Annotated in this window: 14 protein-coding genes; 8 read left to right on the top strand and 6 right to left on the bottom strand. The window is 35.0% G+C overall.

Annotation, left to right across the window (positions count from 1 at the left end):
• Positions 1 to 165: 165 nt before the first annotated feature.
• The 3 genes from odhB (at position 166) to AAGV33_RS02750 (ending at position 2,990) form a co-directional block, all read left to right on the top strand.
• The gene (odhB, locus tag AAGV33_RS02740) at positions 166 to 1,413 is read left to right on the top strand and encodes a 2-oxoglutarate dehydrogenase complex dihydrolipoyllysine-residue succinyltransferase (protein WP_373390396.1); all 1,248 of its coding nucleotides are present in this window, start codon (positions 166 to 168) and stop codon (positions 1,411 to 1,413) included.
• Between the two features lie 342 nt (positions 1,414 to 1,755).
• A complete protein-coding gene (locus tag AAGV33_RS02745) occupies positions 1,756 to 2,172 on the top strand; it encodes an endonuclease domain-containing protein (protein WP_373390397.1) in 417 nt (138 codons plus the stop codon).
• 29 nt (positions 2,173 to 2,201) lie between these two features.
• Complete coding sequence (locus AAGV33_RS02750) at positions 2,202 to 2,990, top strand: ThuA domain-containing protein (RefSeq protein ID WP_373390398.1); 789 nt, start codon at positions 2,202 to 2,204, stop codon at positions 2,988 to 2,990.
• Positions 2,991 to 3,032: 42 nt separating this feature from the next.
• Here AAGV33_RS02750 and AAGV33_RS02755 read toward each other — a convergent pair whose 3' ends face one another.
• The 6 genes from AAGV33_RS02755 to urtA all read right to left on the bottom strand — a co-directional run bounded on the left by AAGV33_RS02755 (position 3,033) and on the right by urtA (position 8,591).
• The gene (locus AAGV33_RS02755; RefSeq protein WP_373390399.1) at positions 3,033 to 3,731 is read right to left on the bottom strand and encodes an ATP-binding cassette domain-containing protein; all 699 of its coding nucleotides are present in this window, start codon (positions 3,729 to 3,731) and stop codon (positions 3,033 to 3,035) included.
• 50 nt (positions 3,732 to 3,781) lie between these two features.
• Entirely contained in the window at positions 3,782 to 4,552 is a 771-nt protein-coding gene (locus AAGV33_RS02760; protein ID WP_373390401.1) for an ATP-binding cassette domain-containing protein, read from the bottom strand.
• A complete protein-coding gene (gene urtC, locus AAGV33_RS02765; protein WP_373390402.1) occupies positions 4,545 to 5,576 on the bottom strand; it encodes an urea ABC transporter permease subunit UrtC in 1,032 nt (343 codons plus the stop codon). The genes AAGV33_RS02760 and urtC overlap by 8 nt, the downstream gene beginning before the upstream one ends.
• An 18-nt stretch (positions 5,577 to 5,594) precedes the next feature.
• Positions 5,595 to 6,488, bottom strand: a complete 894-nt coding sequence (gene urtB, locus AAGV33_RS02770) for an urea ABC transporter permease subunit UrtB (protein WP_373390403.1) — start codon at positions 6,486 to 6,488, stop codon at positions 5,595 to 5,597.
• Positions 6,489 to 6,564: 76 nt separating this feature from the next.
• Positions 6,565 to 7,341, bottom strand: a complete 777-nt coding sequence (locus AAGV33_RS02775) for a hypothetical protein (RefSeq protein ID WP_373390404.1) — start codon at positions 7,339 to 7,341, stop codon at positions 6,565 to 6,567.
• Between the two features lie 35 nt (positions 7,342 to 7,376).
• Complete coding sequence (urtA, locus tag AAGV33_RS02780) at positions 7,377 to 8,591, bottom strand: urea ABC transporter substrate-binding protein (RefSeq protein ID WP_373390405.1); 1,215 nt, start codon at positions 8,589 to 8,591, stop codon at positions 7,377 to 7,379.
• 258 nt (positions 8,592 to 8,849) lie between these two features.
• Between urtA and ureA the strand changes: the two genes are divergently transcribed.
• Genes ureA through AAGV33_RS02805 form a run of 5 tightly spaced genes read left to right on the top strand, consistent with a single transcriptional unit; the run spans position 8,850 to position 12,414 of the window.
• The gene (gene ureA, locus AAGV33_RS02785; RefSeq protein ID WP_373390407.1) at positions 8,850 to 9,152 is read left to right on the top strand and encodes an urease subunit gamma; all 303 of its coding nucleotides are present in this window, start codon (positions 8,850 to 8,852) and stop codon (positions 9,150 to 9,152) included.
• On the top strand, positions 9,149 to 9,508 hold the full coding sequence (gene ureB / locus AAGV33_RS02790) for an urease subunit beta (protein ID WP_373390408.1): 360 nt from the start codon (positions 9,149 to 9,151) through the stop codon (positions 9,506 to 9,508). The genes ureA and ureB overlap by 4 nt, the downstream gene beginning before the upstream one ends.
• A 6-nt stretch (positions 9,509 to 9,514) precedes the next feature.
• On the top strand, positions 9,515 to 11,236 hold the full coding sequence (ureC, locus tag AAGV33_RS02795) for an urease subunit alpha (RefSeq protein WP_373390410.1): 1,722 nt from the start codon (positions 9,515 to 9,517) through the stop codon (positions 11,234 to 11,236).
• Positions 11,237 to 11,728, top strand: a complete 492-nt coding sequence (locus tag AAGV33_RS02800; protein WP_373390412.1) for an urease accessory protein UreE — start codon at positions 11,237 to 11,239, stop codon at positions 11,726 to 11,728.
• Complete coding sequence (locus AAGV33_RS02805; RefSeq protein ID WP_373390414.1) at positions 11,728 to 12,414, top strand: urease accessory protein UreF; 687 nt, start codon at positions 11,728 to 11,730, stop codon at positions 12,412 to 12,414. The genes AAGV33_RS02800 and AAGV33_RS02805 overlap by 1 nt, the downstream gene beginning before the upstream one ends.
• The last annotated feature ends 6 nt before the right edge of the window (positions 12,415 to 12,420 follow it).

Below are 12,420 nucleotides of genomic sequence, written 5' to 3' on the forward strand. Positions count from 1 at the left end.
ATTAAAGTATTTTTTTTTCAGAAGCTATTTCCTGCTGTCCGCTGTATCTTTTTTCTTTTTAAAGAAAAAAGAAAAAGGATGCCGCTACCATTAGGGCTAGATTTAAATATAAAGAATAACGATTCATAATTAAAAAATAAAATTCATAATTTAAAATATAAGGACATGATTTTAGAAATGAAAGTTCCATCACCAGGGGAATCTATTAAAGAAGTTGAAATCGCCACTTGGTTAGTAAAAGATGGGGATTATGTTGAAAAAGATCAAGCTATTGCTGAGGTAGATTCAGACAAAGCTACATTAGAATTGCCTGCTGAAGCAAGTGGTATTATTACCCTAAAAGCAGAAGAAGGTGATGCAGTAGCAGTAGGAGCAGTAGTTTGTCATATTGACACTGCAGCAGCTAAGCCATCAGGTTCAGCTCCAGCAGACGAAGCCCCTGCAGCGGCTCCAAAAGCTGAAGCACCAGCTAAAACAGAATCAACTGAAGCTAAAGCAGCACCAGCGGCTCCGGCAGCGCCAGCAGCTACTTATGCAACTGGAACACCATCTCCAGCAGCTAAAAAAATATTAGATGAAAAAAATATCGAGCCTGCTTCAGTTACTGGAACTGGAAAAGGTGGAAGAATAACTAAAGATGATGCGGTAAATGCAGTGCCATCAATGGGAACTCCTACAGGAGGTAACCGTGGTTCTGAGCGTACTAAATTGTCTATGTTGCGTCGTAAAGTAGCAGAACGTTTAGTTGCTGCTAAAAATGAAACAGCCATGTTGACTACTTTTAATGAAGTAAACATGACGCCAATTAATACTTTGCGTAATGAATACAAAGATGCATTCAAAGCAAAACACGGTGGTGTAGGTTTAGGATATATGTCATTCTTTACAAAAGCGGTAACAAGAGCTTTAGAATTATATCCTGACGTAAACTCTATGATGGACGGTGATTATAAAGTAGCTTATGATTTTGCTGATATCTCTATCGCAGTTTCTGGACCAAAAGGATTAATGGTTCCTGTAGTTCGTAATGCTGAAAATTTAACTTTCCGTGGAATTGAAGCTGAAATCAAAAGATTAGCTATCAAAGCTCGTGATGGTCAAATTACTGTTGATGATATGACAGGTGGAACTTTTACAATCACTAATGGTGGTGTATTTGGTTCTATGTTGTCTACACCAATTATCAACCCTCCTCAATCAGGAATTTTAGGAATGCACAACATTATTGAGCGTCCAATTGCTGTAAACGGTAAGGTTGAAATTCACCCAATGATGTATGTGGCTCTTTCTTATGACCACAGAATTATCGATGGTCGTGAGTCTGTTGGTTTCTTAGTTGCTGTAAAAGAAGCTTTAGAGAATCCAGTAGAATTGCTTTGCGGTGGAAACCCTAAAAAAGCATTTGAATTGTAAAAAAGAAAATTCAAAATATTTAAAATCCCAAATTCCAATTTTTTCAGGAGTTTGGGATTTTCTTTTTATATTCGAAAAATATATTATGCGTAAAACACCCCGCCCTACGGGCACCCCTCTTAAAAAGAGGGGAAGTTTAGCGTGTATTAGGAATGTCTCTTTTTAAGAATGTTGGATTTCCCTTGGTAGCGTTGAGCAGAAGGTTGGAAATATAAGAAAAGAAGAAAATTGTAATCTTTATTTGTAATGCAATTTTTTAAAAATGATGGATTTCCCCTCCTCAGGAGGGGTGCCTGTAGGGCGGGGTGGTTACTATACATAAAACAAGAAATAAGCCTGATTATGAAACCTGAAATTCTTACTTATATTCATGAGAGACCCATTTATAGGAGAAGTATCGGATTATTGCCGTGCAATAAAGCATTAAATGGCAGAGCCAAAGCTTTGCGAAAAGCAGGAGTTTTGTCGGAAGTTATTTTTTGGAGACAAGTACGAAATAATACTTTTTGGTCAGTTGATTTTGACCGGCAGAGAATTATAGGTAGTTTTATCGTTGATTTTTATGTAAAATCTCTTGGTTTGATTATAGAAGTTGATGGCTCGAGTCATGATGATAAACAGGAATATGACTTTATGAGAGAGGAGTTTTTAAATAATTTAGGACTAGCTGTTTACAGGATTTCTGATTTTAGAGTGAAACATGATTTAAATAATGTGATGAAAGAATTAGAGAATTATATTATTGAGAAATTTGGTTAATTATTATAAAACGATATAAATAGAAAATTATGAAAATCAAATTGTTATTACTCACTGTGGTTTTTGGCTTAGGTTCTGTATTTGCCAATCCGCCAGCTAAAAAACGGATTTTAGTTTATACTAAAAACGGAAAAGGCTATGTGCATAAAAATATTCCTTTTAGTGTGGAAGCCTGGAAGAAAATTGGCGAAGCAAATAAACTGATTGTTGATGTTTCAGATGATCCGGCAGTAATGAATACCGAAAATCTGGCAAAATATAGTTGTCTGGTTTTTTCGAATACCTGTAATGCTATTTTTGATACTGAAGAACAGAAACAAGCATTGGTAGATTACATTCATGCTGGTGGTGCTTTTGTAGGCATTCACAGTGCTTCTGATTCTGAGAAATCCTGGCCTTGGTTTGCAACAATGGTGGGTGGGAGATTTAAAAGACATCCTGCTTTTCAATCTTTCGAAATAAAAGTGATTGATAAAAATCATCCTTCGACTTCGATGCTTGGCGAAACTTGGACAAAAGAAGATGAATGTTATTATATGAATGAATTCAACCCGAATATTCAGGTGCTTTTAGCTGCCGATATGCGAACGGTAAAAGACAGTGAAAAAGAAGTTTATCCAGGACGTACTTTTGGCGATTATTTGCCATTGGCATGGTGTCATGAGTTTGAAGGTGGTAGGGTATTTTATACCGCTTTAGGACATGACAGTAAGGATTATGTTGATCCTGTGTTTATAGAGCATCTCACAGGAGGACTTTTGTGGGCTTTAGGCGAAAATTCCAAAGTGTCCCATTCGAAGAAAAAATCCAGAAAATAAATAACAAAGCCTTCTTTTGATTAAAAAAAGAAGGCTTCGTTTTTATAGTTTTATACTTTCTATAATAGAAGTTTTATTTTCATCGGTTATGATACCGCCTTTAGTTATTTGACCTCCTTGAAGGAAATAATAAGAATTGGATAATTCGAGTGCGAAACCTACAAATTGCTCTACTAAAAGTACTGAAACGTTCAGTTCTGAGGTAACTTTCTTTAGTATTCTACCTATTTCCTGAACAACATTAGGTTGAATACCTTCGGCAGGTTCGTCTAATATTATCATTTTTGGATCTATCACAAGCATTCTTGCAATGGCTAATTGCTGTTGTTGACCACCACTGAGCATTCCGCCTTTTCGTTTGTTAATTCCTTTTAAATCTGGAAAATAATCATAACCTATTTCTAGTGCTTTTTTTAAGTTCATTTTTCGAACTTCGCAACCTAGTAATAAATTTTCTTCTACAGTTAGATATGGAAAAATCATTCGCCCCTGAGGAACGTAGCCAATTCCTAACTGGGATATGGTTTCTGAATCCAGCTTAGAGATGTCTTTTCCATCAAAAATAATTTCACCATTAGAAGAAGGCAACAAACCCATAATGGATTTCAAAAGAGTGGTTTTACCCGCTCCGTTGCTTCCTATTATTGAGCAAATTTCGTTTTTAGGTACCTTAATGTTGATATCGTGAATGGCTGCGGTTTCGTCTGAATATCCTGCGGTCAAATTTTTTATTTCTAACATTTTTTTTAAATTATAATGGTGAGAATAGTTGGGATGATGACAGATGCAATCTATTTTTGTCTTCCCAGATAAATTTCAATCACCTGTTGGTTGTTTACAATTTGGTCAAAAGTACCTCGGTCAATAATCATTCCTTCGTGCATAACAAGAACAGAGGTCGAAAAATTGCTCACAAATTTCATGTCGTGTTCTACCACAAAAACAGTCCGTTCTTCGGCAATTTGGGTCAGTAATTCCCCGGTTTTGTCTCTTTCGTTAGGAGACATTCCTGCAATGGGTTCATCGACTAATAATAGTTCGGGTTGATTGATGATAGACATTGCGATTTCTAACCATTGTTTTTGTCCGTGTGACAAAGAGCCGCTAATGGCATATTTGAATCCTAACAGGTTTAATTTCTGAAGTGTTTCATCTATAATGGCTTCTTGCTCTCCTGTGATTTTGTAATTGAAGAGGTACCAGATAGTTGATTTTCCAGAAATTAATGCCAATTTCATATTCTCATACACGGTTTGAGTATTGAAAATAGTTGGGTTTTGAAATTTTCGACTAATACCTTGATGAACAATTTTTTCGGGTTTGTTATTTTGAATCTGAATATCGCCTTTGTAAATAATTTTCCCTTTTGATGTTTTTACTCTACCGCAAATAGCGTCCAAAATAGTGGTTTTTCCTGCTCCATTAGGACCAATTATAAATTGAACGCCCTTAGCTGGAAAATCGATATTGATATTGTTTAATGCTTTATAGCCATCAAAATTGACTTCAACATCATACATACCTATAATTGGGTCAACAAGTCTGTGTAGTTTCTTATTCATTTTGTGCTTTATTAAATGTTTTTTGGAACCATTTTTTTTCCATCAAGCTTCCTACAATTCCTTTTGGAACTATTATGGTTGCAGCTATAAATAGGAAACCATAAAAATACCACCAGTATTCAGGCATGGATTCTGAAAAACTAGTTTTAGCATAATTAATTACTAATGCTCCAACAATAGGGCCTAATAAAGTGGCTCTTCCGCCGATGGCTACCCAAATAACAAATTCGGTTGACATTAAAATACTCATTATAGAAGGAGAAATAATTCCAACAATTGGTACAAATAAAGCGCCAGCTACACCCGCAATTGCTGCCGAAGTAGCAAGCGTAAGTATTTTGAAAGAATCGGTCTGGTATCCTAAAAAGCGAAGTCTTGTTTCTCTGTCTCTAATGGCTCTAATGATAACTCCGCCATGTGTATTTAGCATGAATTTTACAATAAAATAAACCACAATCAAAACTAATACAGCAATTAGGTAGAGTATTTTAATTAAAGTTGGATCGCTTAATGTGTAGCCAAATAACCCATCAAAACCAGTGATTCCGTTAGAGCCTCCAGTAAAACCTTGTTGTCCTACAAAAAGGATAGACATAATTAAGGTTATGGCTTGACTTATAATGGTAAAATAAACTCCTTTTGTTCCGGATTTGAAAAGAGGAATACCCACAAGTAAAGCCAGTGCTACAGGTAATATAATTACCATTGCTAAGGCAAAAGGAAGGTACTGGAACGGTTTCCAAAACCAAGGAAGTGTTTCTATTCCTGACCATTCCATAAAATCAGGTAAGGGTTGTGATTGTAGTTTCAAGTACATGGCCATGGAATATCCACCAAGGGCAAAATAAACACCGTGTCCTAGACTTAAAATGCCGCTATATCCCCATAATAAATTGATAGAAATTGCTACAATAGAAAAAACTATGAATTTGCTCAATAATGAAAGACGGAAATCAGATAATACAAAAATGGGAATTATTACCAGTAATGCAATTAGTAAAATGGCTATTATTTTTTGTTTCATTTTTTATAATTCAAAAGATTAATCAATGGTACGATCCTTCATAGGTGATAGTCCTTGAGGTTTGTACTGAAGGGTAATAAGTACTAAACATAAAATAATCACTTTGGCCATACTCGAAGTAGTAAAGTTTTCGATAAAAGGACTGCTGATTCCAATTAATAAAGCACCTAAAATAGATCCTCTTAAGCCTCCAATTCCTCCTAAAATTACCACTAAAAAGGTGTCAATAATATAATTTTGTCCTGTTGATGGTCCGATGGAACCTAGCATGGAAATACAAATCCCTGCAATTCCTGCAAGACCACAACCGAATGAAAAGGTAAATGAATCGGCTTTTTTGGTATTGATACCAATGCAAGCTGCCATAGAACGGTTTTGCATTACAGATTGAAGAATCCTCCCTTTAGGTGTTTTGTACATAAAATAATAAACAAAAAGGCAAACCAAAACCGAAATTAAAATAATGAAAATTCGGTTGAAGGGTAAAGTAATAGCTTCGGTTATTTTCCAGCCTTCATTTAGAATTTTAGGCATTGGTGCATTAACATTATTCGATCCAAAAATATTTCTTGCTACCTGTTGTAGAATTAAACTAACTCCCCAAGTGGCTAAAATACTGTCTAAAGGTCGGGCGTATAATCGTTTTATAATGAATTTTTCGACCAGAAAACCAATTCCGAATGAGAGTATAAACGAAAGGAAAAAGGCTATTATTAAAGTAAACCATGTTCCTTCGCTTCCCAATACTAAACTTACAATGTAGCTGCTATAACAGCCAATCATTATAAACTCACCATGGGCAAAATTGATGACTCCCATCATCCCAAAAACAATACTCAATCCAATTGCTGTAAGTAAAAGAATAGAACTGATACTTAATCCGTTAAATAAAAATGGTAGAAATTCTCCCATGACTTTTTTTGTATAAAAGCAAACAGATTACATGAATTAATAAGACTCATGCAATCCATAAGCTGAAAATTAATTTTTAAAATAAAGTAACACCAAGTAATCCTGTCATTGTATGATTAATTGGGCTGGCAACTGCACCAGCACTTGCTTTAATGCTGTAGTTTTCAGTAATTTTTATTGGCTTACTTATATTTACTCCAATTTCATTAAATCCTGAACTTTTAGCATCAGCAACAGATTGATCTGTCCACTGCCAAAAAGTATCTCCTTCATCACTGTTTAATGCAAAACCATAAGAAACATAAGGACTAACAGTTATATTGTTTTCAAAGCTAATGTCGTAGGAAGCTTTGAAATAAGAAGAAAGACGTTGAGAATCATCAGCATTTCTGTCTCTTCCTGCTACAATTGTAGATAGAAATAAATTCAGGTTTGTTTTAGGAATAGTGTAGGCTAATGACAAATCAAAGAAATGTCTCGTTCCATCTCCATAATTAAAATAGTCGGATTGCGAATGATCTCCATAAGCTGCATAAGCAGGAGAAGCGGTGTAATCACTATAGTTGTATATGTCCCAAAGAGCAATACTTAGTCCAAATTTAGTGGTATAGGAAACATACAAATCGACGTCTTTCCAAATTCCAGCCAAGCCATATCCGTTCCAGGTACCTACTTCTAAGCCTTTGTATTTAAAACTAGCTTGAGCAGCTATAATTGGGTCTGGACCCACAGCATAACCTCTCCAGTACCATTGGTTGTGAATTGAGGCAGTTAAATTAAATTCTCCTTTATCTTGTGCAAAAAATACTGTAGTAGATAATATGGCAACGAGTGTTAATAAAATTTTCTTCATAAATGACTTTTTCAATTGATTTTAAATGGCTTCTTTTATTGAATGTTACCTGGAGCAATCACTTTTTTGTTAGTAGCGATACTTGGAAAAGGATCGGCTTTAATCATCTCTGGAGATTGGTACAGGATGTCAAATTGTCCTTTGTCATTGGCTTTACCAATCATGAAGTTTTTGATAGTATGGTTTGTAACGGGATCAATTGAAACTTTTCCTTCTGGAGCTTCAAAACTAACTCCGCCAATTGCTTTTTGTACATCAGCTGGTTCAAATGAGTTGGCTTTTTTTACTGCTTCAGCCCAAAGGTAAACTCCAAAATAAGCTGCTTCAATTGGGTCATCAGTAACTTTATCCGCACCGTATTTAGCTTGGTATGCTTTGATAAATTTTTCGTTGGCTTCGCCTTTCATGCTCATAAAATAATTCCAGGCAGTTAATTGGTCTTTCATAATATCAATTCCAATACCTTTTAATTCAACTTCGGCAATAGAGAACGACATACAAGTTACAGCAGGAGCAACTAATCCGTTAGATTTCATTTGTTTAAAGAAACCAATGTTACTGTCTCCGTTTATTGTGTTTAAAACAGCATCGGCACCAGAACTTTTTATTTTTTGAACAATAGAAGTAAAGTCTGTATGTCCTAGTGGTGCATATTCTTCGCCTACTATTTCATATCCTTCTTGTTTTAATTTGGCTTTGATAATTTTGTTAGCTGTTCTTGGGAATACATAATCTGAACCTACTAAGAAGAATTTTTTCTTTCCTTCTTTAATCATATAATCCACAGCAGGAAGGATTTGTTGGTTAGGAGCAGCTCCAGTATAGATTACATTTTTAGAAGCTTCCATTCCTTCATATTGCACAGGGTAGAACAATAAGTTATTTTTAGATTCAAAAACAGGTAAAACTGCTTTTCTACTTGATGAAGTCCAACAGCCAAAAACTGCTTTTACATTATCCTGATCGATTAATTTAGTTGCTTTTTCGGTAAATGTTGGCCAGTCCGAAGCGCCGTCTTCTATAATAGGTTCGATTTTTTTTCCTAAAATACCTCCTGCGGCATTGATTTCTTCAATAGCTAATAAGGTTGCGTTTTTACAATCCGTTTCAGAAATTGCCATTGTTCCAGATAAGGAATGCAGGATACCTACTTTTACGGATTCTGCGTCGTCTTTATTTTCGGTTGATGTGCTTTTTTTACATGATGCAAGTAGTGCTACGGTTGTAAGTGCTAAAATGATTTTTTTCATAAGGCTTATATTTATTTTTGGTTTCTACTCGAACAAAATTATAATTATTTTAACAATGACCCTCTAAAAAAAAGGGGTTGTGTAGAATAATTATTATATTTTTACTTTAACACCCCTATTTTTTTTGTATTTTCTTTTTGAAATGATTTTTTTAAGAAATAAGTATTTTGGGCTGTTTTATTTAAAATGTTCTGTTGTGGATTCGGATTTCAATGAAAAATAATGATATTTTTGTAGCCTAAGATTAATATACACGCCATGCATCTAAGTCCAAAAGAAATAGAAAAATTGCTCTTGCATACCGCTGGAGAAGTTGCTCATAAAAGAAGAAAAAGAGGTCTGAAATTAAATTATCCAGAAGCAATTGCTCTAATAAGTTCAGAACTTTTAGAAGCAGTGAGAGATGGAAAAACAGTTGCTGAGCTCATGCAATACGGAACTACAATTCTTAGCCGTGAAGATGTTATGGAAGGAGTGCCAGAAATGATACATGATATTCAAATTGAAGCAACTTTTCCTGATGGAACTAAATTAGTAACCGTTCATAATCCAATAAAATGATACCAGGCGAATATATTTTAAAAGAAGAACCAATTCAAATTAATGTTGGTAAGAGGACAGTTGTTATCGAAGTAACTAATACGGGAGATCGTCCTATCCAGATAGGTTCTCATTTTCATTTTTTTGAAGTGAATAAAACGATGAATTTTGATCGAATGAAAACACTTGGAATGCGATTGAACATTGCTTCGGGAACAGCAGTGCGTTTTGAGCCTGGTGAAGAAAAAGAGGTAGAATTGGTCGAGATAAGCGGCGATAAAATTATTTTTGGTTTTAATAATTTGATTGACTCCGATAGTATGGCTTTGGATACAGAAGCAATTCAGGAAAAGTTAAACCATTTTCTAAAACCTTAATTCGATATGAGTATAGAAATTAACAGAATAAAATATGCCAATATGTTTGGTCCAACAGTTGGTGATAAAGTGCGTTTAGCGGACACGGAATTGTTTATCGAAATTGAAAAGGACTTTTCCATATATGGTGAAGAAGCTAAATTTGGTGGCGGTAAAACCATTCGTGATGGAATGGCACAATCTGCCAGAGCAACCAGAGATGAAGGCGTACTTGATTTTGTAATTACCAATGCTATGATTATTGATCATTGGGGAATTGTAAAAGGAGACATTGGTATTAAAGACGGGAAAATTGTTGGAGTAGGAAAAGCTGGAAATCCAGATACGATGGATGGGATTACCGAAAATATGATTATTGGTGCTTCAACCGAAGTACATTCGGGAGCAGGATTGATTGTTACAGCAGGAGGAATAGATACACACATTCATTTTATTTGTCCTCAACAAATAGACCATGCTTTGTACAGCGGAGTTACCACCATGATAGGTGGAGGAACAGGTCCAGCTGATGGAACAAATGCAACAACTGTTACACCAGGAGCCTGGAATATTCAAAAAATGTTAGAAAGTGCCGAAGCTTTTCCAATGAATTTAGGTTTTTTTGGAAAAGGAAACTGTTCGACACTTGCTCCGCTTGTAGAACAAATTGAAGCGGGAGCTTTAGGATTAAAAATTCATGAAGATTGGGGCGCTACACCAGCCACAATTGATGCTTCGTTGAAAATAGCCGATGAATACGATATTCAGGTTGCTATACATACTGATACACTTAATGAAAGTGGTTTTTTAGAAGATACCATTAAAGCCATTGATGGAAGGGTAATTCATACTTTTCATACTGAAGGAGCAGGTGGAGGACATGCTCCCGATATTATCAAAGCAGCCATGTATCCTAATGTTTTGCCTTCCAGTACTAATCCAACGCGTCCATTTACCATCAATACTATTGATGAACATTTAGACATGTTGATGGTTTGTCATCATTTAGACAAATCAGTTCCTGAAGATGTATCTTTTGCTGATTCCAGAATTCGTCCTGAAACAATTGCTGCAGAAGACATTTTGCACGATTTGGGTATTTTTAGTATGATGAGTAGTGATTCTCAGGCTATGGGAAGAGTAAGTGAAGTGATTATCAGAACTTGGCAAACAGCTCATAAAATGAAAATTCAAAGAGGATTTTTACCAGAAGATGAAACGAATAAAAATGATAATTTTAGAGTAAAAAGATACATTGCAAAATACACGATTAACCCTGCTATTTCACACGGAATTTCTAAACATGTAGGCTCTATAGAACCTGGAAAGCTAGCCGATTTAGTTTTATGGAAACCAGCGATGTTTGGTGTAAAACCCGAAATTATTATCAAAGGAGGAATGATTATAGCGGGCAGAATGGGAGATCCAAATGCTTCAATTCCTACACCACAACCCGTAATTTATCGCCCAATGTTTGGGGCTTACGGCAAGGCTTTACACAAAACTTGTGTTACTTTTGTTTCGAAAATTTCGATTGAAAACAAAACAATCGAAAAATACGAATTAAATAAAATCATTCTTCCAGTAGAAAATTGCCGAAATATAGGAAAGAAAGATTTGATTCATAATGATAAAACACCGCTTATTGAAGTCAATCCTGAGAATTATAAAGTAACGGTTGATGGCGAACACATAACGTGCGAACCTTTGAAAGAAGTACCAATGGCACAAAGATATTTTTTATTTTAAATGATTATTACCACTAAAATTCAACCCGAAGTACTCAGTCTTGAACCGAAAACAGAAATTTTAATCGATTTTGAATGGTTTGAGACTAATAAACGCATCCAGCACAAAACTGCGAGAGACGGAAAAAGTTTTCGGATGAAATTCTTGAACGAAAATCCAAATTTAGCACAAGGAGAAATTCTAAGTCAGGAGGAAGATAAAAACTATGTAGTCAATATTCTTCCTTGTGATTGCTTAGTTATTGTTCCCAAAAATAATTTTGAAACAGCTTCTATTTGTTATGAAATAGGAAACAAACATTTGCCTTTGTTTTATGAAGACGAAGCGTTGCTTGTTCCTTTTGAAAAACCACTTTTTCGACAACTTTCAGCAATGGGATTTGAAGTGCATGAACAAAAAAGAGTGTTGTTGACTCCTTTAAGAACTTCTGTGGCGCCACATGGAGAAAGTGGTACTTTGTTCTCTAAAATAATGAATTTAACTCAAAAATAATGAAAAGCTCCTTGTTGCATCTATTGCATCTTTCTGATCCAACTTTGCCTATTGGTGGGTTTTCTCATTCTTATGGTTTGGAAACCTACACCCAAAAAGAAATAGTAAAATCAGTAGAGAGTGTTCAGGTGTTTTTGACTGAAATTTTAACGCATAGCGTTTTGCCTAACGAAGCTTCCTTTATTAGTCTGGTTTACGATGCTTGTGAGCAAAATGACTGGGACAAAATTATTGCTTTGGATACGTTGTGTAATGCCTCGAAATTGCCAAAAGAAATTAGAACCGCTAGTCAGAAACTGGGAATTCGTTTGATGAAAATTTTTAATCCTTTAATCCAAACCCAATTAACCCAAGAGTTAGAATTGGCTTTAAAAAACAAAAGCATTTATGGTCATTATTGTATTTTGTACGCCATTTATGCACACGAATTAAAAATAGAAAAAAAAGAAGCTTTAGAAGGATTTTTCTATAATACAGCCATTGGTTACATTACTAATGCAGTAAAATTAATTCCTTTAAGCCAGGATTCTGGACAAGTGCTGTTGTTTCAATTGTTAACTGTTTTAGAAAATCTGACTCAAAAAGCGTTAGAACCTAATCTTGATTTACTAGGGATGAGTTGTAGCGGATTTGATATCCGGGCAATGGAGCATGAAAATTTATATTCAAGATTGTATATGTCTTAAAAACAA

It is taken from the genome of Flavobacterium magnesitis (genome assembly GCF_041729735.1).
GTDB lineage: Bacteria > Bacteroidota > Bacteroidia > Flavobacteriales > Flavobacteriaceae > Flavobacterium > Flavobacterium magnesitis.

Excerpts from the sequence above, each read along its gene's own strand:
- odhB (WP_373390396.1), top strand. The coding sequence starts at position 166 with ATGATTTTAGAAATGAAAGTTCCATCACCAGGGGAATCTATTAAAGAA.
- AAGV33_RS02745 (WP_373390397.1), top strand. The coding sequence starts at position 1,756 with ATGAAACCTGAAATTCTTACTTATATTCATGAGAGACCCATTTATAGG.
- AAGV33_RS02750 (WP_373390398.1), top strand. The coding sequence starts at position 2,202 with ATGAAAATCAAATTGTTATTACTCACTGTGGTTTTTGGCTTAGGTTCT.
- AAGV33_RS02755 (WP_373390399.1), bottom strand. The coding sequence starts at position 3,731 with ATGTTAGAAATAAAAAATTTGACCGCAGGATATTCAGACGAAACCGCA.
- AAGV33_RS02760 (WP_373390401.1), bottom strand. The coding sequence starts at position 4,552 with ATGAATAAGAAACTACACAGACTTGTTGACCCAATTATAGGTATGTAT.
- urtC (WP_373390402.1), bottom strand. The coding sequence starts at position 5,576 with ATGAAACAAAAAATAATAGCCATTTTACTAATTGCATTACTGGTAATA.
- urtB (WP_373390403.1), bottom strand. The coding sequence starts at position 6,488 with ATGGGAGAATTTCTACCATTTTTATTTAACGGATTAAGTATCAGTTCT.
- AAGV33_RS02775 (WP_373390404.1), bottom strand. The coding sequence starts at position 7,341 with ATGAAGAAAATTTTATTAACACTCGTTGCCATATTATCTACTACAGTA.
- urtA (WP_373390405.1), bottom strand. The coding sequence starts at position 8,591 with ATGAAAAAAATCATTTTAGCACTTACAACCGTAGCACTACTTGCATCA.
- ureA (WP_373390407.1), top strand. The coding sequence starts at position 8,850 with ATGCATCTAAGTCCAAAAGAAATAGAAAAATTGCTCTTGCATACCGCT.
- ureB (WP_373390408.1), top strand. The coding sequence starts at position 9,149 with ATGATACCAGGCGAATATATTTTAAAAGAAGAACCAATTCAAATTAAT.
- ureC (WP_373390410.1), top strand. The coding sequence starts at position 9,515 with ATGAGTATAGAAATTAACAGAATAAAATATGCCAATATGTTTGGTCCA.
- AAGV33_RS02800 (WP_373390412.1), top strand. The coding sequence starts at position 11,237 with ATGATTATTACCACTAAAATTCAACCCGAAGTACTCAGTCTTGAACCG.
- AAGV33_RS02805 (WP_373390414.1), top strand. The coding sequence starts at position 11,728 with ATGAAAAGCTCCTTGTTGCATCTATTGCATCTTTCTGATCCAACTTTG.